We start from the raw sequence: 20,212 nt of genomic DNA, 5'->3' as shown, positions 1-20,212 counted from the left end.
CTCATACGATATATAGTATGGGCGTCTTTTCAAGCCCTTTGGAGCCTAAGAGATAATAAACCGCCGAGCGAAGCAGGTTCTTCGTATGGTTGAAGAAACCCTCCAGGTGTACTAAGGTTCCCATAACGTAGGGGGTCTCCGTCCTAACATAAGAGTCCCAGAGTTCGTTAAACTCGAACTCAATGAAAGGGAGCTCTTCCACTGGAATTTCCCTTTTTGAAACTAGAGCCTCAACTCCTCTGGTGACCCATGGGAGAAAGATTTCCATTGCCTCCATTACGAGATCCCTCTGCTCCTCTGATCCATGGAGATTAAGCAGAACCTCAATGCACGAGAGGTGTCTCATCATTCTGTATAAGTCGTAGTTTGCATTGAAGGCTGACCTTACGAAGCGAAGTTCGCTTGCCAAGGGCTGATACCTAAGAAGGATCTCTATCAAAACGTTATTCAACTCTTCGCTCGTATTGGTTACTTCCCAAAGGAGATCTTCCATTCTTCCGTACTCGTTTCTTTGGACCTCGGTAGTCAGGGTTCTCATGCCATTTATGACTCCATCCCCCTCTGCCCTCAAAAGATTTCGGGCCTTCTCTAGGGCTTTCCTTTTCATCCAAGCGCCCCCGTAACGTACTTCTCGGTTAATTCATGCTCCGGGTTCTCGAAGACCTTCCTTGCTGGCCCAACCTCTATCAGCTCACCGAGGTAGAGGAAGGCAACGTAATCAGCAACTCTCGCCGCCTGGGCTGGAGAATGGGTAACGAGAACTATCGTGTAGTCCTCCTTAAGCTCCAGGAGGAGCTCCTCTATCTTGGCAGTTCCGACAGGGTCTATGTTGGCTGTGGGCTCGTCCATCAGAAGGACTTCCGGCTTCATTGCGAGAGCCCTCGCTATAACGAGCCTCTGCCTCTGTCCTCCAGAGAGGTTCCCAGGATAATCGTTCAGCCTGTCCTTAACCTCGTCCCATAGGGCAGCCTTCTTCAGGGCCCATTCAACCCTTTCGTCGAGCTCTTCCCTTGACTTGACGAGTCCGTTCAGCTTGAGGCCTATGGCAACGTTGTCATATATGGTCAGGTGGGGGAAGGGGTTCGGGTACTGGAACACCATCCCCACCTTCTTCCTGACCTCTATCGGGTCAACGTCCTCCGAATAGATGTTCTCTCCGAAGAGCCTTACCTCACCCTCAACTCTGGCATCTTCGTTCAGCTCTATCAGCCTGTTGAAAGTCCTCAGCATCGTGCTCTTCCCACAGCCGCTCGGCCCCATGAGTGCAAAGACACCCTTGTTTGGGATTTTGAGGTCAACATCCTTTATCACGTGGTTCTGGCCGTAGTAAACGTTGAGGTTAACAGTCTCTATCGCGAAGTTCACAGTCTCACCTCCTTCAGACTAAGGCGTATCGGGATGAATATCCCGAGGAAGATGAGGAGAAGAACCAGTGAGGCTCCCCACGCTGTTGCATGGTCGGCTGGATTCGGGCTCTGGACTAGCTGGTAGATGAGGAGCGGAACGGCACCGACGGGTTTGGTTATTGAAGTTGGGTAGCTCTCGTAAAGTCCTCCTGCCGTGAAGAGGAGCGGCGCAGTTTCTCCGGTAACTTTGGCCATTCCTATGAGGACGCCGGTCAAAATGCCGCGCTTCGCCATCGGCGCGAGGATTCTGAAGACGACCTTCGCCCTTGTGAGCCCGAGGGAAAAGCCCGCCTCCCTGTACGTTGATGGTATCTCTCTGAGGGCCTCGTGGGTGTAAACGGCTACATAGGGAGTGAGAATTATCGCCAGCGCTAAGGCCCCAGCCAGGGCGGAGTAAGTCCCCATCGGAACGGCCACGACCTGCATCACGAAGACCCCGACCAGTATCGTCGGGAACTCTATCATTATCTGGAGCAGTGTTTTGGTCCACTGACCGAGGGTGCTCTTAGGGTACTCGTAGGCGTAAACTCCGACGAGGAAAGCAACTGGAAGGCCGAGGAGAGCAGAGAGGAACGTGAGGATGAAGGTTCCAGCGATGGCCGGACCTATTCCTCCCTCGCTGAGCGTCCCCGTGAGGAACTTCGTGCCCCTCTCAGCTATCACTGGAAAGCCCTTGATCAGGACAGTAGCTATGATGTGGAACAGCGGTATGAATATCAGGATTGTGAGTGCGCCGACTCCTATGAAAAAGGCCTTCTCCTTTGTTTTTCGGTCAAATGCTGACATTTCTCTCCCACCTCTTGAGCATCTTGAGGCCGACTACATTCACGGCCAGACCGATTACGAAGAGGATTAGCCCTGCCGCGAAAAGCGTCGAGGTCATGTATTCGTATATGAAGGCGTTGCCGAACTGGTTGGCTATGAGGGACGAGACTGTGTATCCCGGTGCGAAGAGGGCCGTTGTCAGGTTGAACGTGTTCCCTATAACGAGGGAAACGGCGACCGTCTCGCCTACGGCCCTTCCGAAGGCGAGGATCGTTCCCGAAACTATCGCCGGCTTTATGTAGCCGAGGAGGAGTTTGGTTGCCTCGTATCTTGTTGCCCCGAGGGAGTAGATGGCCTCCCTGTACGTGAAGGGCACCATGTTGTAGGCTTCTCTTATTATAGCGGAGGCGAAGGGAGTGACCATTATCGCCAGGAGAACTCCAGCCGAGAGGTAGCTGTAGCCACCAACCGGCGGATAGGAAAAGAGTGGAATGAAGGAGAGGTGATCGTAAAGGGGCTTCATAATCCAATCCCTCAGGAACGGAACGAGGAAAAACGCTCCCCATATACCGTAGATTATCGTTGGCAGGCCCGCCATTACATCTGAGAGGATTATAAAGGCGTTCTTCAGCCTCTTCGGTGCGTAGTCAACGACGAAGACCGAGTAGGCCACCGATAGTGGCAGGGCTATAAGTATGGCTATGAGAGAGGTGTAGACGCTTCCCCATATAGCGGCCGCTATCCCATAGACCTCTTCGCTTGGCTCTTCAGCCGCTCTCCAGACGTTCTTCAGGTAGAGGTCGAGGCCGTACCTGTGGAGCGCTGGGAGCGCGTTGGTGAAGTAAACGAAGAGCATCCCCGCGAACAGCAGGAAGACGATGATAACGGCAGGATACGTGGCGATCTTAAAAGACTCAACTTTCCTCAAGCCTCACTACCCCCTTCTGCCTTTTCAATCTTGGAGAAGTTTTCGTCCGGCATGTTGCGGAAGAAACTCACGTTTGAGATGATTGAACCCTTCCCACTGTACCTCCTTATCTCCAGGACTGCCCTTTCGGCTTTTGTAAGCTCAACAACTCTACTTGCGTAAGAAAAACCGATCATACCCTCGCCAAGCGGCCTGTGCTCGTCTCTGGAGCCGTTGTTGTCGTGGATGTGAAGGTGGGTCGCATAAGGGAAGAGCACGTTAAACTCGTCCATCTTGAGTCCGGAATTCATGGAAGTCAGGAAAGCGTGCCCGATGTCAAAGCACAGTTCAAAGCCCTCGCTAACGAAGGGAAGGAGCTCGTGAGGAAGTGCCCCGATTCGTCCCTCAAAGAGATTTTCAACAACGAGCTTTACTCCGTGGTCTTCAGCTATTGGTTTAAGCTTCCTTAAGTGCCTCAGGGTGTTCACGTAGGCCTTCGTGTAACTCTTCCCGATGTCGCCTCCGTGAACGACAATGACCTCTGTGCCGAGATGGTTGGCAATCCTTATTACCTTCCCCATTCTCTTTACCGGTTCTTTCCCATAGACTCCGAGGTCTATCGGGAGGTTCTTTCCATCGGCGGTAGGCGCGTGAAGTGTAAACTCCACCCCAATGCCCTTAAGGTTTTTGAGCGCTTCCCAGTTTATCTCTTCGTTCTTGATGATGCCAGAATCGTCAAATCCAAGCTCAACAAAGTCCACTTGAAGTTCGTCTAAGGAAAAGCCCTTTCCGCTGATTTCCTTGACGATGTAGGAGTTGACACCGAGCTTCATCGTTCTCACCCAAAAGGAAGAGAAAAGAAATCAGCCCTCTATCATGTCAACTGCCTGGAGGCCTATCTTGGCGACCTCTGGTGGAAGACCGACGTAGCCGGGGGCAAGGTTCTCTGGCTTCTGTCCCTCTGTTAAGACCCACCTAAGGAACTCCTTGATGGCCTGGACCTCTTCCTTGCTGTAGTGCTTTCCACCCTTGTTCTGCCATACGAGGAGGTGGGTGAAGGCAACTATCGGGTAGGAGTTCTCTCCCGGGGCGTTGAGGAGCTGGTTGAGGTCCTCCTTGTAGCCCTCGGTTGGGCTTGGTATGAAAGCTTTAACACCGGCGACGGCGGCTTTTATCGCATCGTCAGTGGGCTTAACGAAGTTTCCGGCTTTGTTTTTGAGTGCCACAACCTTGAGGTTCTCCTCTATGGCGAAGGAGAGCTCGGTGTAGGCTATGCTGTACTTGGTGTTCTTAAGGGCCTGGACGACTCCAGGGTTGCCCTTTCCACCAATGCCCCTTCCAACCTTGTCAACGGGCCAGTCAACGGTCTTTCCCGCTCCAACCTTATCTGCCCACTCCTTGTTGACGAGACTCAGGTAGGTGGTGAAGATTGCAGTAGTTCCGCTTGAATCACTCCTGTGGACGACTATTATCTTTTCGTGCGGGAGGTTCGCGCTGGGGTTGAAGGCCTTGATGGCATCGTCGTCCCAGTACTCTATCTCACCCATGAATATCTTGGCGAGGGTCTCCCCGTCGAGCTTCAGCTCGTCAACGCCTGGAACGTTGAAGGCAACGACAACCGCACCAACGATTTCGGGGAACTGGAGGGGCTGGTCGCCAGTTGCGAGGAACTTCTTCCAGGTTGACTCCTTAACGGGTGGATCTGTCCTGCCTATGTGGGTGAGGCCCTTGAGGAACGCCTCCTGCCCGTGTCCGCTTCCTCCACCTTCGTACTCGATCTTGACGTTGGGGTGGCTCTTCATGTATATCTCAATCCACTTCTGTATCTGGTACTGGGGGAAGGTTGCACCTGTGGTGCGGATGGTTATTACCTTGGTCTGGGAAGTGCCCTGGCTTGAAGCCCGTGCCGTGCTGGACGGGCTTGTGCTAGGGCTCTTTTCACTAGATATGCAGCCGCTTGCCACCAGGGAAAGCCCCAGCAGCAGGACGATAAACACCGAGATGGCTTTCTTCATTGGTTTCACCGATGGTTAGAAGAGGGTTAAGAAATATAAAGATTGCCGCAATAAAATATACTTTGGTGGTAAATCTATATAGACACTTATTCTCTATTCCACAACATATGTGTGCACCATCAGTCCGCCGTGTCCAATAAGTCGATGATGTTTGATCTTGAACCCGTTATCTAATATCGCCCTTTCTATCGCCTTCTTCTCCGTCGTTATGAAGACCCCACGCTTTTCGAGGACTTTGGAGAGCTCGCTGAAGAAGGCCATATAAAGCCTTGGTATCATGCTCTTCCGCCCTATCTTCAGGCCGTAGGGAAGGTTGCTCACGGCGAAATCAACGCTCTCGACATACTGGGAGAGCTTTGTGGCGTCGCCCTGGATGAACTCAATCTTATCAAGAACGCCGGCCGATAAAGCGTTCATTTCGGCGCCCCTTATGTGTTTTCTGTACTTCTCAAGGCCTATTATTCTTCCTTTATAACCCCTGAGGGCAAGCTCGATCAATATCGTGCCGCTCCCGCAGAAGGGATCTATGAACGACCCGCCGTTCGGTTCAGCCAGCTCTATGAGCGCGTTGGCTATGCTAGCCTTGAGGTGCGCGGGATGGTCGTAGACGCGCCAGGGTCTCTTGTGGAGCGAGCTGTCGCCTGTGGTGTCAATCCCGAGGAAGAACACCTCACCAACAAGCTCCGCCCTGAATATCACCGTCGGGTGGTCGAGGTTCACCTTTGGACTTCCAAAGCGCGAGAGCCTCTCGAAGATGGCCTCGCCAACCGTTTTCGCTATTTCAACGCTCGTTATCCTGTGCTCGCCCTTCCTGAAGGGTCTGACCGCAAAGCTCTCACTTACCTTCACGAAGCGCTCAACCGGAAGGGAGGAGACGAACTCCTCTATACGCTTGAGGGCAGTTTCTGGTTCGTCTTCACCAATTCCCTCGAACCTTTCGCTCGCTATCTCCAGAATAACCCTATGGAGGAGCCTTGAGTTCTCGTTGAGGTAGGTTGCTATGCTCAGCTCCCTCTTCCTGCCCTTCTCATCGGTGTAGTAAGCCTCGCCTGCTTCGAGGAGAAGTCTTCCCTCAACGCCTAAGGGCTTCTCTTCCACTCGAAACGGAACTCCAAGCCTCTCCATCAGCGAGGCGACTTCTCTTCCAGCTATGTCCTCGATTCCCTGGGAGGTTGTGAGTAAGAGTCTCATACTCGCGCGTTCTCTGTCTTTCTTTTAAGCTTTTGTTTGACCTAGTCCTTTGTGCGCCTTGGTATAACTTAGTTGTTAAATGTCATAATGATATTCTTCAATGTATGTCGTGACATTTTATCCGTCGCTAATAAGTTCATTTGTCGAATTGTTAATTTTAATCAACGTAATTATTATAAACTAACAACGCCATAAATTCATAACGTGGTGAAGATGATATGAGCGAGGATGAATTCCTGAGTTCATTGTATCTTGACAAGGTATTAGATGAGTACATTCTGTTCTCGCCAAAAACTCTTCATCTCATCCGACTAGATGCCGAGAGTTATAAATTGCTTGAGTACATTAGAAAACTTGGAGTTGAAGAAGGTGTTAATGAGTTCTTGAAAAGACACCCTGACATCAGCTTTCAGGATGTGAACCTGTTACTGAGAAAAGGGGATGTTTAATGAAGCTTCCAGTCAGAACCCTCGCGCGACTGGCTGTAATTTACCTTTGCGTACTTCTCATAATAATCTTGATAGCGGGAGCAACGTCCAATAAGCTGACATGGGATTACGCTCACGATGCTCTCATGGGAATTCGGATGAATAATCCCGCCCTGTACCAAGAGCTGGAGCAAAACGCGACCAGGGAGGGGCTCACCGTTGAGGAGTACTATTATCATATACTCACTAAAGCGGCGGAAGTGAGGGACGATAACATTTTTGTGATGGGTATGGACCTCCTCAGAAAGAGCATTGATTATTATCGCCGGGGTGATACCAAGTACGATTTTAACCATTCAATAAAAGTAACCCTCATGGTCATGGGACTCTCAGTGCTGTTGACGGTTTTTCTGAGTGTTCTCCTTGGATTCAAGCTGGCAAACAGTCGTTTTCTTGGTGTTGCCGAGGGTCTTGCGCGTTTCTTCACTGGCCTTCCATCATGGTGGATTGGAGCAGTGTTGATAGCAGTCTTTGCCGTCAAGCTTGACGCGTTTCCAATCTCAGGCCTTAAGAGTATCCCCCCGAAGGGTGGCTTTGAGGGCGTGCTCGACGTTCTCTGGCACCTTGCCCTTCCCGTTGCCACGCTAGTTTTTGTGTACATTTGGGAGTTTGTGGTTGTTGTTGCTCATAACGTAAGGGACGAGCTTGGGAAGCCCTACGTCCTAACTGCGAGGGCCAAAGGTATCTCTGAGTGGGTGATATACTGGAGGCACGTTCTTAAGAACGTCTCCATAGTCCTTAGCTCGTTCACCGTTCAGAAGTTCGTTGAGATGTTCACGGATTACATCGTCGTGGACGTCCTATTCAACCTCGGGGGCCTTGGGATAATCTTTAAGGCGAGTTTTGTCAGGACAGTTGTTCCGGCATTCGGCGTGGTTGTTAGGTTTGACTACCGCCTCTTCTTCGTTGTCACCCTTGCGATATTCATTATATCCTTCGTCTTTTCGTTTCTCCTGGAGCTCGTTAAGGGAATGTTGGATCCAAGGGTGAGCTGAAATGGTGCGAAAAGCTGGGGTGGCGATACTGGTCGTGTTCGCTCTCTTCGTGATAGCCTCAAATTTGAGTGTTGATCAGAGAGATATCGACAACTGGGAGAACGCTAATTACTGGAGGGACAACCCGCGTAAGGCCTACCCCTCCTGGTTCTCGATCTTCGGTGGAAGGACTCCTACGGTCTTTCTGAAACCGTCGCCGGTTGAGGAGAACGGTTCTTGGATCTACAGGTTTTCCTACAAGCACACTTACAAGGACAAGCCTAACGACGTGAGGTTTTACGGCCTTCCTAAAGGGGAGAAAATAGAAATAAGCGTTTTGAGGCCAGATGGCGTTCGGGTGCTCCTTTACAGGGGTCCAGCCATCTCCAGTAACATGAGCCTCAACATCAACATGCGCGCCGGCGTTGTCTCATCTCTTTCAAAGGCTTTCAACCTTAGCGTGAGCGAGTACGTTCTTGTCTCCTCTGCCAAGCTCCTGTTTTCCCGTGATAGCAGCTTGGAACCTTTAAAAGGTGAGTACATCTTTGAGGTTCGCCTGTCCGAAAAAGCCAATCCATCAGTCGAAATTCTTGGAACCTGCTACGGCCTTCTTGGTACAGACTCTTACGGCAGGGACATGTGGGTTGGATTCGTCAAGGGCATGAACAACACTCTCTATCTCGCGTTCTTTACGACGGCAATAATAGTGGTTCTGGGAGTTCTTGTGGGTATGGTCTCAGGCTACGTTGGTGGAATATTGGGGGAACTTGCGACGTTCATCTTAGAGGTTCTGATGGCATTACCCATGCTCCCAATCCTCGTAGTCCTTGTCTGGCTTTTCTCCACCCAGGGTTACGGTCGAAAGGTTGAGATAGATCCCCTGCTTTTCATGTTTTTAGTCGCCCTTCTGACCTTTGGAAAGCTTGCTAAGACTATCAGACTCATCGTGATAAAGGAGAAGGCGAACGAGTACGTTAAAGCCGCAGTGAGCATGGGGGCGGGTGCGCTTTGGGTTTTAAGGAAACACATACTTCCCCCTGTTGGAGAGTTCTCCCTGAGGTACTCAACAATGCTTCTAGCCAAAGTCGTGGCGTTGATTTCAGTCTTTGGATTCTTTGGCCTGATTCCAGGTACGAACTGGGGCTCTTTCATGATTGAAGCGATGAGCCAGGGGGCCCTCTACGGTGGATACTGGTGGTGGGTGGTGGCTCCGGGCCTTGCAATGGGCTTTTTGAGTGCTGGTCTCGCCCTTGTTTTCTTTGATGTCGGTTAGCTACTTAGTTACTGCCCCACATTTTAGTGGTGATCACGGTTAAATTTTACTATCTAATAGAACTAGAATAACGTACTAGCGCCTATACAAAACAGGCAGCATAAAAGGTTAAATGGAGATATTCTTCAAGGTAGTCATGTTTGCGATGTGATGGAGGCTGTAATTGGGTGATGAGGATGATCGAGGTTCGCAGCCTCACCAAACACTACGAGTTCGGCAACGTCACGGCCCTGAAGGGGATCAACCTGACCTTTGAGGATGGGAGGTTTTACATCATAGCGGGTGCCTCCGGGAGCGGAAAGACGACTCTCCTCAACATCCTGAGCGGGATAGACAGACCAACCTCTGGAGAAGTCATCGTTGATGGTGTCAACATCCACTCTCTCAAAGAGAAAGAGCTCAGGAAGTTCCGCCTCGACAACTTCGGGATAGTCTTCCAGTTCTTCTACCTAGTTCCCTACTTAACGGGCCTTGAAAACGTTCTCCTGCCGATGAAATACTCCAAAAAGGTTGAGAACCCCAAAGAGAGGGCGAAAAAGCTCCTAAAGCTGGTGAACGCTGAGCACCTCTCCGACAAACTGCCAGAGCACATGAGCGGCGGCGAGATGCAGAGGATAGCAATAGCGAGGGCCCTGGCAAACAGACCGAAGTATCTCTTCGCCGACGAACCGACGGCCAACCTCGACTGGGAGAACAAAGTGAGGGTGTGGAAACTTTTGAAGAGGGTGAACCGTGAGGAAGGAATAACCGTCATAGCCTCGACCCACGAGCGGGAGTTCTTTGAGTTCGCGGACGTCATCATAACCCTCAAGGACGGTGAGGTCAATGCCATCAAAGACGGCGGTCGCAAAGCTTAAGCGCGAGAAGAAAAAGGCGGTAGTGGTTTTCATAATCTTCGTCTTCCTCAGCTTGGGCATCAACTTCACCCTCGGTGGAATCGGGGCCTTCATGGGGACGGTGGATGAATTCTCGCACATCGGCAACGTCGAGTTCGTCGTCCAGGGGGTTGGCGTCGAGAACCTCACGCGCTTCGGTGAGGTCGTGAACTACCTCTACTTCGACGAGGGAAAGGTGAAGCTGAACGGGAAGTATTACACCGCCTTAATCGGCTACGGGCGCTTTGACGTTCCCAATGCTAAAAGCACGCCCGATGGTGCTTACGTCCTGGCCTTCCCTGAAGCCAGGCGGGGCGATAAAATCGAGGTCAACGGGAAAACCTACACGGTTCTCGGCTCCTACTACTACCTGATGGGTAAGCCGATAGTTCTGACGATGGAGAAGGGCGAGAACCTCTACGCGTTTATGAGATGCAACGACACGAAGGCCCTGGCCGAATTTCTGATGAGCCACGCGAGGGTTCGCTACTTCATGGTCTATGAGAATGGCCATACACCCTACATGGACGAGCTGGGGAACGTGAAGAACTTCGTCATGAGCTTCTTCTACCTCCTCCTTGGGACTGCACTCCTCATCGAGGTTCTCGTGACGGTGGCACACCTAAGGGGCAGCACGAGGGAGGTTGGAACCCTCAAGGCCCTCGGCCTTCCGGATTCCTTCATCTTCACGCTCTTCGCCGGCGATTACTTAATCGTCGCTCTCCTTGGCTATGCCATCGGAATTGTTCCCGGAATCCTCTTAGGAAGCCGTTCAAGCCTCTTCGGCGTCTCCATCCCGCTGAGGCCGAACTATGCCTATCCCTTCAAGTTCGACGTTCTAATAACCATGGCGATAGTCCTGATGGTTTCCCTGCCCTACCTCTACGTCTCGCGGATTAGAACCATAGAAGCCCTGCGCTTTGTCCCCAAGAGATCATCCCTCCTCAAGTTCCTGGCTGTCTTCTTCGTCGCCTTTCTGGCGTCGAGCTCTGCCTACTTTGCCCTGGCAGGCGTGGAGAAGCTCGCCAGCCTCAACGCGCCCTTCAACGTCTGGGTCATCGGCACTCCAGAGAAGATGGCGAAGCTCCCCGGCGAGAAGGTCGGCTATCTGAGCGGTCAGAGCGTCAACGGAATCACGACGGAAATCTACTTCTTCAACCGGACGAGCATGTTTGAAAAAACCCTCATCGAGGGGAGATGGTTCAAAGGGCAGGACGAGGCGGTCATCGAGGTTGGCCTCGCGAGGAAGCTCCACCTCAACGTCGGCGACACCGTCAGGGTGAACCTCCTCGGCGTTGAGAGAACCTACCGCGTGGTCGGGATCAGCGATGCTTTCTTCTACAACTACCGCGCCCTCTTCCTCCCGATGGAGGGCTTTGTCGAGCCGAGGATGAGCTTTATGAAGGCAGAAAACCCAGAAGAGGTCAAGGAAGAACTCGAATCCCAGGGGTTCAAGGTTTACACGCTCGATGATCTAAGAAGAAATATCGAGCAGAACCTCATACTTTTCAAAACACCCGTTTACGCCCTCATGCTCGTTACATTCCTCCTCAGCGTCTTTGCCATCTTCACGCTGATCTACCTTGAGATCGAGGGCAACGAGAAGGTTTATGCCACGCTCAAGGCTGTGGGAATTCCGGATTCGCACGTGGAGCGAGAGTTCCTGACAAAAGTTGTCACCTCTGCGGTGATTGGCTCGCTCCTCGCCATTCCACCGGCGGTGAGGCTGGGCTACTACATAGGTAACATAATCCTACCAGTGAACGTCTCACTCGGCGATGCCCTCCAGATTCTCCCGCTCCTGCCTGTTCTATATGCTGCCTACGCCCTGTTCACGGTCCTGGTTGTCAGGAGAGTAATGGGGAAGCTGGATGTTGTTAAGGCCTTGAGGGCCTAATCGAGAACAGCCACAACCCCTTTCCATTTCTTTCCAAAGCATTCGCTTGCTAGGGCATGCTTTCCGGTCAGCTCTTCGAGGAACTTAACGGCAGAGTCGCACTTCTTAAATCCGGTCGCTATTCCAACCGTTATTCCTTCTATCTCCCTTACTCCAGCCCTCTTCTGGCCGTCGAGCTTCTCCCTCAGCTCATCTCCGTACTTCCAGAGTATCCTCCTCGGGTCGAGCAGGAGGTCTTTCTCGACCCCATTAAGCACGTCCTCGAAGTCCCAGATGAAGTCTCTCTTCCCCTCTTCCTCGCTCCCGAAGAGTGTGAACCTTCCGGTCTGCCACTCGCGGAGGAACCACCTCGCCGTCTCTTCGATGTCGACCTCGCCACCCGCCTTTATGAGGCCCCTCCTCTCGCCGATCTTCCTGAGAATGTCCTCCTCGCTTTCAAACTCCGTGATTCCGAACTTCTCGGTTATGGCCTCTTTTCTCGTTTCCAGGATTCTTCCGATGAGCTTTACGGCTGGTTTAACTGGCTCCTCTATCTTATCAGCAGGAAAGCCTCCCCTTATCACGAGCTCGTCGAAGTCGTCTATCGGGATGACCCCTGGGCTGTCTAGGAGCCATATCTTCTTGCTCAGCCTTATCAGCTGTTTTCCCTTGGTATAGCCTGGGATCGGCGCAGTCCCAACTGCCCTCTTGCCCTTGAGGGTGTTGATTATCGTGCTCTTGCCGACGTTGGGGTAGCCTATGAGCGCCACCTTAACTTTCTCCTTCTCGTCCAGGAGCGGCTTTGCCAGCTTTTTGATCTCCTTCCTGAGTATTCCAGTTCCCTTCCTCTCCCTCGCGCTTATGAAGACGACTGGAACCTCGCTCTTCCTCTTGTACTCCTCGGCCCACTCCTTCGGGACCAAATCGGCCTTGTTCATGACGATGAGCAGAGGTTTCCCCTCTTCAAGGATCAGCCTCTCAAGCTTCCTGTTCCTCGTCCCAATGGGGTCGCGGGCGTCAACTACCTCAACGACTATGTCGGCCTCATCAACTACCTCTCTCACGACTCTCCATGCCTTTCTCGCCTTCATCTCGCACCACCGTTATCTCAAAGATCACGGTTCCTCCGTCTGTGTACGGCGGACCCGGGTCGAGGCACTGCACGTAAGCCTTCTCTCCCCTGCCGAGACCTATCTCATTGGGCTTAATACCCTTTCGGAGGGCGACTATGTAAGGTAGCAGGGAGGCAAAGGCGTGAGTGCATACTGCGTCGGTCTCTTCAAGGTTTATCCTTGGCCCTTCTATGACTATTCTGTCCCCGAGCTTGAAAACGGGACATTTTCCTCGGATTTCCACGACCTTAATTTCTAGCTTTTCCATCTCCACCACCGAAATGTAAATAAGGACTTAGAACTAAAAGCTATTCTGGGGGGTTATGATCATTGCATCAATTCCTTGTGGGTGGTGCTGAATATGGCCGAGGATATTGAAGCAAAAATTCGTCGTCTGAGGGAACTGGGAAGAATGACAACCGAGAGTGAGGCTCCGTCACCGGCTGCTCCTCCTAAAACGTCTCCATCCAAAAAACCGTCTCGCAGACCTAGGTCCCTGAGCAGCATTCGTCAGAAGGAGCGCAGGAAGAGGATTCTAATCGGTGCTTCAATACTGATAATAATTATCCTGCTGATATCCGTTGGCGTTTATTCCTATATCCAAAGCTCTAGAGAGTCGAAACTTGAAAACACCCGTGCTGAAAAAATTAGCGAGCTAAACCGCTATTTCGCCTCGTACAATTTCTCGAACTCGAACTGCAGTCAAAAGGCATTCCAGTATAAGGGCCTTGCACTTTCTAAAATAACCTCCGCTAACAGTCTTGAGGAGCTGAACAGTATAGATGTGAGAACTTATTTTGATCAGGCCGTTACTGCCTATGAGCAGTGTATCCAGGAGATAAAACAGCGTGAGTATGAGAAGCAGCTTAACCAGACAAAGCAGCAGAAGATCCAAGAGATAGAGGTTGCTTTCCAGCCCTTGCTCTCTCTCGGCCTCCCCGATACCCTCAGGACAAAGGCAGTAGCCACTATGAAGAGCCTTGAGGAGCAGGTGCAGAGCGCCACGACGATTGAACAGGTCGAGTCAATAAAACCCGACAGTTACCTGCTCTCCCTCTGGAAGAAGTATTATCTTCTCGAACTTGATAAGATACCCGGGCAGGATGTCATTCTTGAGCGGAACGGTGAGAAGTCCCTTATTTCAAAGGATCAGGCAAAGGCCCTAATCTCTATGGTAGACAACTACCAGGATTTGATTGGATACAAAGTATCCCCCGTTGAATGGGTCGAGATTTCGCTCGTCCTTCAGAGGAAAGATATGAATGGGGCATTGTTCGATCCTGGTGACAGAGTTAAGCTCTACTTAAAGGGCGAGAACACTACCGTTGTTGATGGATACCTTGAACTTTTACTGCTTCCAGTCGGCGAGGGTGGATCAATATCCGTGAGTGAGTCCCAGAGTCAGTCCAGCTCGACGTCGACTTCATCCTCAACTTCCTACAGCGAGAGCCACTCCACATCCGAATCCCCGGGAGGGGCCTCAATCTCTGACAGCAGCAGTGCTAGCGATTCCTATTCCAACAGCCAGTCTGGCAGTCAGAGTTCCTCAGCTAGTTACTCCTACAGCGTCAACCTCGCGGAAATCCTAAAGGCAATAGCGGCCGGAAAGATACAGGCCAGTGATGAGGTGAAGGCCCAGCTCCAGAACTACGGTTGGGAGCTTTTGAACCTTGAAAAGAACACAGGCCTCCAGTCGATGCCCGAAACCACCAAGATAATGGTTATCGTGAAGGTCCCCTCGATCTTTGTGCCGGATATCCTCGAGAACGAGAACGCTATTACCATTGCAAAGGTAATCACCTGAGGTGGTCTGAAATGAGACGCCCTTTGGTTTTTTTAATAATTTTCAGCATGATAATGGCTTCTTCGTATTACTCTCCTGTGGGAGCCGCGAGTAGCGTTAGTAGCGTTTTAACCCTCAACTTAAACGTGACCGTTGTTAACACAGCCCCGTTTCCGAAGTTCTTAGTTTTGAACCCCTCTTACGTTGTTACAGTCTACCGCTTGAATAACAACGAGACCACCCCAGAGCTGGTTTCAAACCCAAAGCTTCAGCTGAACGGCAACCCTGGAATATGGTTAATGCCCTACGAAACGGTTGTCATAAACCTTGTGAGCGTTCATACTCAGACGTATTCTCTCCCGCAGGTATCCTGTGGTGGAGAGGGAGATGGGAGCAACCTGGCATGCGGTTCAGTGGTGCCTCCCTTTGTGAACTCTCCTTACTCTCTCTCTGCGAGAGCAATCTTCCCTGTCCTTGATGGGTACATTAAAATACTGGATTATGAGGGCAGAATCAAGTTAGTTATGACTCCCGCCGATAACTCACCGACGTTCTTCGCCGTGACTGTTCCCGTCTTGTTCTCCGATGGGGAGATTAGCAACCTGAATCCCAATCCGACGATGACGTACGATGAGTACAAGGACATGCTCTACGAGTACAGCGGCTTCCAGAGAAAGGTGGGTGAATCAACTCAAGTTGTGAACGCGTCCACGAATTTGTTCCAGCTTACTCCCAAGCTCTTAACTGGAGTTCAAGTTAGTGTTCCAACGGTTGAGGCCAAGACCCGTGAGAACTATGAACTTCCAATCTGGATTGTTTACTCGACGGGTGGCAGTGTTGAAATAAGCTATGATGTAAAATGGAGTGAGGGAGGGGGATAAGTCTTGTTCCAGGATGAGAAAAAGAAGAAAGAATCCCTCTCATGGATAGACGAGATACTTTCTGGTGAGGAGGATCCACTAGCTGGTATTCTGAAAAAAGATGACAAAAAAGAACAGCCCAGCAAAAATAAGGTCTCCGAAGAGCTTCCAGTTCCCTCTTCTGGAGTGGGCAGTTTGGAGGATATACTTTCAGGGTCCACTTCAGAAAAACGGGAATCCCGGCCTACCTCTGAGACTGGAGCCGACCTTCTGAGTCAGCTACTTGGGGGAGAGGAGAAACCTCAGAAGTCAATGAAAGAAAAAACTGCAGAGAGAGAAAAAAGAGAGCCGCTACCCCAGAGCAAGCCAGAACCAGCATCCACAATACCGTCCGCCACTGGGGCCACTGGAGCTGATTTCCTCTCGGAGCTCCTTGGTGGTTCCTCTGGATCGGCCACATCACAGCCAGTTCAAACTTCACCGAGCAAGCCTGTGTCCAACGCCAGGTCGATTTTCTCAGAGTCATTGAGGGAAGAGTCTTCTTACGCTGGCAGGGCTCAAGTCCTTGACGCCTACGGCAACGTGAGAATACTGAAGGTTAAGGGAGAGCCGGTTCCCATATACGAGATTAGACTTCCTAAACTTTCAAGGGAGGAGGAACAGCTCTTCAGGCGCATTAAGGACAGGGCCATAACTGAGATCCAGATAGACCCCACTGCGATTCCTGATCCTGAGGAGCGCAGGAAGGTCTTTATGAACGCGGTTAAGAGGATGATAAAAGAGGAGGCTCCCCATTATTCGGAGGGCAGAATCGAGGTTCTCGCCGATATGATAGTCCAGCAGATGATAGGCTATGGAAAGCTTGACCCCCTCGTCAGGGACGACAACCTCGAGGAGATAATGGTCATCGGAACTAACCGCCCTGTCTATGTCTGGCACAGGCGCTTCAATATGTGTAAGACCAACGTCATCTTTGACAGTGACAGGGATATACTCAACATAATCGAGCGCATAGCGAGGGAAGTCGGGAGGAGAATAGACCAGCAGAGTCCCCTTTTGGATGCCCGTCTCCCGGATGGAAGCCGTGTGAACGCGACTATACCACCAATAAGCCTGGATGGGCCAACGATAACAATCCGTAAGTTCAAGAGGGATCCGCTGACGATTATAGACTTGATCAAATACGGCACAATGAGCTCCGAAGTTGCGGCTTTCCTATGGGTTCTCGTTGACGGGCTTGGGGTTAAGCCGGCCAACGTCCTCGTAGCCGGTGGTACAGGTTCGGGAAAAACAACAACCCTCAACTCCCTTGGAATGTTCATTCCCCCCAGCGAGCGCGTCATCAGCATAGAGGATACAGCGGAGCTTCAACTCCCTGTGGAGCACTGGGTCAGGCTGGAGACGAGGCCGCCCAACCTTGAGGGCAAGGGAGAAGTCACCATGGACGACCTCGTTAGGAACACCCTCCGTATGCGTCCCGACAGAATCATCGTGGGTGAGGTCCGTGGTCCAGAGGCCAGAACGATGTTCACGGCAATGAACACGGGACATAATGGTGCCCTCTACGATTTCTCTGTCATACAGCTCTCCAATGGAAAGTTTGTTCTGATAGGTGATGTTGTTGAGGAACTATTCAACAAGTACTCTGACAGGATAAAGACGTACAAGGATCTGGAGTACATAGAGCTCGATCCTGAAGACCAGTTTGAGGTGGTTAGCGTAGGGCCGAATCTGAAGGCAGGAAAACACACCGTCACGGCAGTATGGCGCAGAAAAGTACGGAATGGAGAGAAGCTGATAAGGATAAGGACGAGAACGGGCAACGAGGTTATCCTGACGAAAACACATCCGTTCTTTGTCTTCAGCGACGGCGACGTGGTTAGAAAGGAAGCGGAGAAGGTCAGGCCAGGTGATAGAGTTGCCGTGATGATGAGACCCCCCAAAGCTCCCCAGAGCCCGGCTGTAGTTCCCGTCGAAGTATATGCTGGAATAAGTGATTACTACCTTGTTCCAAACGGAAACGGAATGAAGAAGGTCCCCAACAGGGGTGTGCCGCCAGAAGACGCCGAGTATCTACTATCCAGGAATTCAAAGCCAGTTAAACTCGTTCGTGAAGTTGGAACCAGCCTTGCTTACGTTGCAGGAGTAATACTGGGCGACGGATATCTCTCATCGGACGGATACAACCTTTCGGTAACCTTCGATGATCCCGACTACATGAATTCTTTCACCTCGGCGATGTCGGAGTTCCTGCCAGAGTCGGCACCGCGGATAAAGGACAATGGAACGAGTACGGTGGTAACCTACGGCTCCAGGATATTCAATGAGATGCTGTCGAGGATATTCGGGATCCCGAGAGGCAAGAAGTCATCAATATGGGATGTCCCTGATGTCGTCCTCACGAACGATGACCTCATGAGGTACTTCATAGCGGGTCTGTTCGATGCAGATGGATCCGTTGATGAGACCGGACCCGCGGTGATTTTGACAACAAAGAGCGAAAGCGCCGCCAGAAAAATCTGGTACGCCCTCCAGAGGCTTGGAATAATAAGCACCGTCTCCAGGGTAAGGAACAGAGGCTTTAAGGAAGGCCACATATTCAGGGTTATCATCAGCAGTGTCGAGGACCTGAAGAAGTTCGACGCGCTGATACCACTTTCCCATTCAAGGAAACGGGAAAAGCTAAAGGCCATCCTCAAGGAAAAGCGGCCGTATCGCGGAAGATACACTTACCGGGTTCCTATCTCTCCGGAGATGATAAAGCCTCTGCGCACTCGGTTGAACCTGACGGTAGCCGAGCTTTCAAAGCTGGCCTCGAAATATGCAGGAGAAACCATCACAGAGAGCCTGATAAGGCACGTTGAGAAGGGCAGAACGTCCGAGATAAGGCGCTCAGCGCTTAAGGGAATAGCCCTCGCCCTTCAGAGAATCGCCCAGGACATTGGGGACGAGGATGCCTGGGTGATGGCCAAGAGGCTCGAATTGATAGCTGATGGTGACGTGTACTGGGACAGGGTCGTTGAAGTAGAGGAAGTGGATCCCGAGGAGATTGGCATAGAGTATCTATACGACCTGACCGTGGATGAGGATCACAACTACGTTGCCAACGGAATACTTCTGTCGAACTGCATGGGCACAATCCACGCCAACAGCGCCCGTGAAACCATAGTTAGGCTTGAAAGCCCACCGATGAGCGTTCCAAGGATAATGATTCCCGCTCTCGACATAATCCTCATGCAGGTCCGTTTCCACAGCAGAAAGAAGGGAACGATAAGGCGTGTTACTGAAATAGCGGAGGTCTCTGGCCTGGAGGGGGAGAGCATACAGCTCAACACCCTTTACAAGTACGACCCTGCTAAGGATGAGCTCGTTCCAACAGGTGTTCCGAGCAGAACGGTCAACATTCTAGCCCAGCATACCGGAATGAGCGTTAGGGAGATAGAGCTTGAGATTGAAAAGCGCAGGCTGATACTGGAATGGATGGTCGAGAAGGGCATCAGGGACATAGACAAAGTTGGCTACTACATAAGGCAGTTCTACATTGACGAGGAATGGCTCCTCAACAAGATTTCTGCGGAGAGTGACGTGGAAACCAGTAAGCAGATTCAGGCTTTAATGTGAGGTGATGTCCATGGGGTTCATAGAGTTCCTTGAAAAACTCGGTGGCAAAACTCTCGAAGTTGCAGAAAAGCCTATGAGGCGCCTTCCTGAGGGAAAAAATGTCCAAGAAAGATTAAAGGCTCTTAAAGAGCTTCAAAAGGAACTTGAACGGGAAAAAGAGCAGAAAGATGAGCGGGAGACGTTTATAGAGGCGGTCATCGAGCAGCGCAAAGAGGAGGTTCAGCAACCCTTTGCCCAGCGTCTTGCTAGTGCCATCCTCAAATACTTTAGAGGACCTGTTGAGAGACTGACGACTTCGCTCTCCGGGCTGGACGTTGATTTATATCGGGCAAACATCACGATGTCAAAAGAGGCCTACGTGGCATACATGCTTGGAGTTGCCATGATAACTGCGTTCTTCGGTTTTGTTTTTGCTTACCTTATGTACCTCCCAATTGACATTTCACTCCTGGCGGGCTTCCTGGGATTCCTAGGCGGGTTTTTCTACATGAGATACTATCCCAAGATGGTATGGAAGAGGCGTGTTAGAGAAGTTGAGAAGGCGCTTCCCTATGCTTTGAGACATATAGCTTCGCTCCTGAGTGCAGGTGTTGGCATTGCCGAGGCCATGCTCTCGGTGGCAAAGGCAGACTACGGACCCCTTTCGGAGGAGTTTGAACTAGTCATAAGGGACATGAGAACAGGTTCTTCCTTTGAAGAGGCAATGCTGAAGTTCGAGGAGAAAATGGCCTCAGAGAACGTGAGCAGGGTGGTCAAGCAGATTCTCCGTGCCGTTAAGTTCGGTGGTAACCTTGCTGAGATCCTCTATAAGCTTGCAGAGGACTTTGCATTCGAGTACCGTATGAAGCTCGTCGAGTACGTTCAGAAAGTCAACGGTATTTCCTTCGTCTACATGTTCATGACGATAGTCATGCCTACAATGTTAGTTGTCGGTATTCTAGCGGGTTCGTTAATGGCGAGAAAGCTGATATTCAGCGTCCCGATGATTGCAATTATGCTCGTGGTCGTGTTCCCGATGATGTCCTTCATGATAATAAACATGATAAAGAGTGCCGAGCCGAGGTGA

General features: G+C 51.2%; 18 protein-coding genes. 9 read left to right on the top strand and 9 right to left on the bottom strand.

The annotated features are described in order from the left end of the window. Position 1 precedes the first annotated feature (1 nt). The 7 genes from TK_RS09355 to trm14 form a co-directional block, all read right to left on the bottom strand. Positions 2-607, bottom strand: a complete 606-nt coding sequence (locus TK_RS09355) for a hypothetical protein (protein WP_011250820.1) — start codon at positions 605-607, stop codon at positions 2-4. Beyond that, positions 604-1,365 (bottom strand): phosphate ABC transporter ATP-binding protein, encoded by a 762-nt coding sequence (locus TK_RS09350; RefSeq protein ID WP_011250819.1) that lies wholly within the window; start codon positions 1,363-1,365, stop codon positions 604-606. The genes TK_RS09355 and TK_RS09350 overlap by 4 nt, the downstream gene beginning before the upstream one ends. Beyond that, complete coding sequence (pstA, locus tag TK_RS09345) at positions 1,362-2,192, bottom strand: phosphate ABC transporter permease PstA (RefSeq protein WP_011250818.1); 831 nt, start codon at positions 2,190-2,192, stop codon at positions 1,362-1,364. Before pstA ends, TK_RS09350 begins: the two co-directional genes overlap by 4 nt. Continuing rightward, positions 2,179-3,099, bottom strand: coding sequence for a phosphate ABC transporter permease subunit PstC (pstC, locus tag TK_RS09340; RefSeq protein ID WP_011250817.1), 921 nt, complete (start codon positions 3,097-3,099; stop codon positions 2,179-2,181). The genes pstA and pstC overlap by 14 nt, the downstream gene beginning before the upstream one ends. Then, positions 3,096-3,911 carry a sugar phosphate isomerase/epimerase family protein gene (locus tag TK_RS09335; RefSeq protein WP_011250816.1) on the bottom strand — a complete coding sequence of 272 codons (816 nt, stop codon included), beginning with the start codon at positions 3,909-3,911 and terminating at the stop codon, positions 3,096-3,098. Before TK_RS09335 ends, pstC begins: the two co-directional genes overlap by 4 nt. Positions 3,912-3,941: 30 nt before the next feature. Then, positions 3,942-5,093 carry a phosphate ABC transporter substrate-binding protein PstS gene (gene pstS, locus TK_RS09330; protein ID WP_011250815.1) on the bottom strand — a complete coding sequence of 384 codons (1,152 nt, stop codon included), beginning with the start codon at positions 5,091-5,093 and terminating at the stop codon, positions 3,942-3,944. Between the two features lie 93 nt (positions 5,094-5,186). Next, the gene (gene trm14, locus TK_RS09325) at positions 5,187-6,284 is read right to left on the bottom strand and encodes a tRNA (guanine(6)-N2)-methyltransferase (RefSeq protein WP_011250814.1); all 1,098 of its coding nucleotides are present in this window, start codon (positions 6,282-6,284) and stop codon (positions 5,187-5,189) included. Positions 6,285-6,502: 218 nt separating this feature from the next. Between trm14 and TK_RS09320 the strand changes: the two genes are divergently transcribed. The 5 genes from TK_RS09320 to TK_RS09300 all read left to right on the top strand — a co-directional run bounded on the left by TK_RS09320 (position 6,503) and on the right by TK_RS09300 (position 11,791). Continuing rightward, positions 6,503-6,733 carry a hypothetical protein gene (locus TK_RS09320; protein ID WP_011250813.1) on the top strand — a complete coding sequence of 77 codons (231 nt, stop codon included), beginning with the start codon at positions 6,503-6,505 and terminating at the stop codon, positions 6,731-6,733. After that, positions 6,733-7,767 (top strand): ABC transporter permease, encoded by a 1,035-nt coding sequence (locus TK_RS09315; RefSeq protein ID WP_011250812.1) that lies wholly within the window; start codon positions 6,733-6,735, stop codon positions 7,765-7,767. The genes TK_RS09320 and TK_RS09315 overlap by 1 nt, the downstream gene beginning before the upstream one ends. Before the next feature lies 1 nt (position 7,768). Next, positions 7,769-9,019, top strand: a complete 1,251-nt coding sequence (locus TK_RS09310) for an ABC transporter permease (protein ID WP_011250811.1) — start codon at positions 7,769-7,771, stop codon at positions 9,017-9,019. 170 nt (positions 9,020-9,189) lie between these two features. Continuing rightward, entirely contained in the window at positions 9,190-9,876 is a 687-nt protein-coding gene (locus TK_RS09305; RefSeq protein WP_198407737.1) for an ABC transporter ATP-binding protein, read from the top strand. Next, the gene (locus tag TK_RS09300; protein ID WP_011250809.1) at positions 9,845-11,791 is read left to right on the top strand and encodes an ABC transporter permease; all 1,947 of its coding nucleotides are present in this window, start codon (positions 9,845-9,847) and stop codon (positions 11,789-11,791) included. Before TK_RS09305 ends, TK_RS09300 begins: the two co-directional genes overlap by 32 nt. Here the strand turns inward: TK_RS09300 and TK_RS09295 are convergent. Next, positions 11,788-12,861, bottom strand: coding sequence for a GTPase (locus TK_RS09295; protein ID WP_011250808.1), 1,074 nt, complete (start codon positions 12,859-12,861; stop codon positions 11,788-11,790). The genes TK_RS09300 and TK_RS09295 overlap by 4 nt on opposite strands. After that, the gene (locus TK_RS09290) at positions 12,818-13,150 is read right to left on the bottom strand and encodes a TIGR04076 family protein (protein WP_011250807.1); all 333 of its coding nucleotides are present in this window, start codon (positions 13,148-13,150) and stop codon (positions 12,818-12,820) included. Before TK_RS09290 ends, TK_RS09295 begins: the two co-directional genes overlap by 44 nt. A 93-nt stretch (positions 13,151-13,243) precedes the next feature. On the opposite strand from TK_RS09290, the gene TK_RS09285 reads away from it, so the two are divergent. From TK_RS09285 to TK_RS09270, 4 genes are read left to right on the top strand one after another with little or no spacing between them, the layout of a single operon-like run. Beyond that, positions 13,244-14,686: a DUF515 domain-containing protein gene (locus tag TK_RS09285; protein WP_011250806.1), complete on the top strand. Its 1,443-nt coding sequence runs from the start codon at positions 13,244-13,246 to the stop codon at positions 14,684-14,686. Between the two features lie 11 nt (positions 14,687-14,697). After that, entirely contained in the window at positions 14,698-15,546 is an 849-nt protein-coding gene (locus TK_RS09280) for a hypothetical protein (RefSeq protein WP_011250805.1), read from the top strand. Positions 15,547-15,549: 3 nt separating this feature from the next. Continuing rightward, entirely contained in the window at positions 15,550-19,146 is a 3,597-nt protein-coding gene (locus TK_RS09275; RefSeq protein WP_011250804.1) for an ATPase, T2SS/T4P/T4SS family, read from the top strand. A 10-nt stretch (positions 19,147-19,156) separates the two neighbouring features. Continuing rightward, positions 19,157-20,212, top strand: coding sequence for a type II secretion system F family protein (locus TK_RS09270; RefSeq protein WP_011250803.1), 1,056 nt, complete (start codon positions 19,157-19,159; stop codon positions 20,210-20,212).

This window comes from Thermococcus kodakarensis KOD1, from assembly GCF_000009965.1.
Classification (GTDB): domain Archaea; phylum Methanobacteriota_B; class Thermococci; order Thermococcales; family Thermococcaceae; genus Thermococcus; species Thermococcus kodakarensis.
Note: the sequence above shows the minus strand (reverse complement) of the source record. Positions and strands in the feature narration are given on the sequence as shown.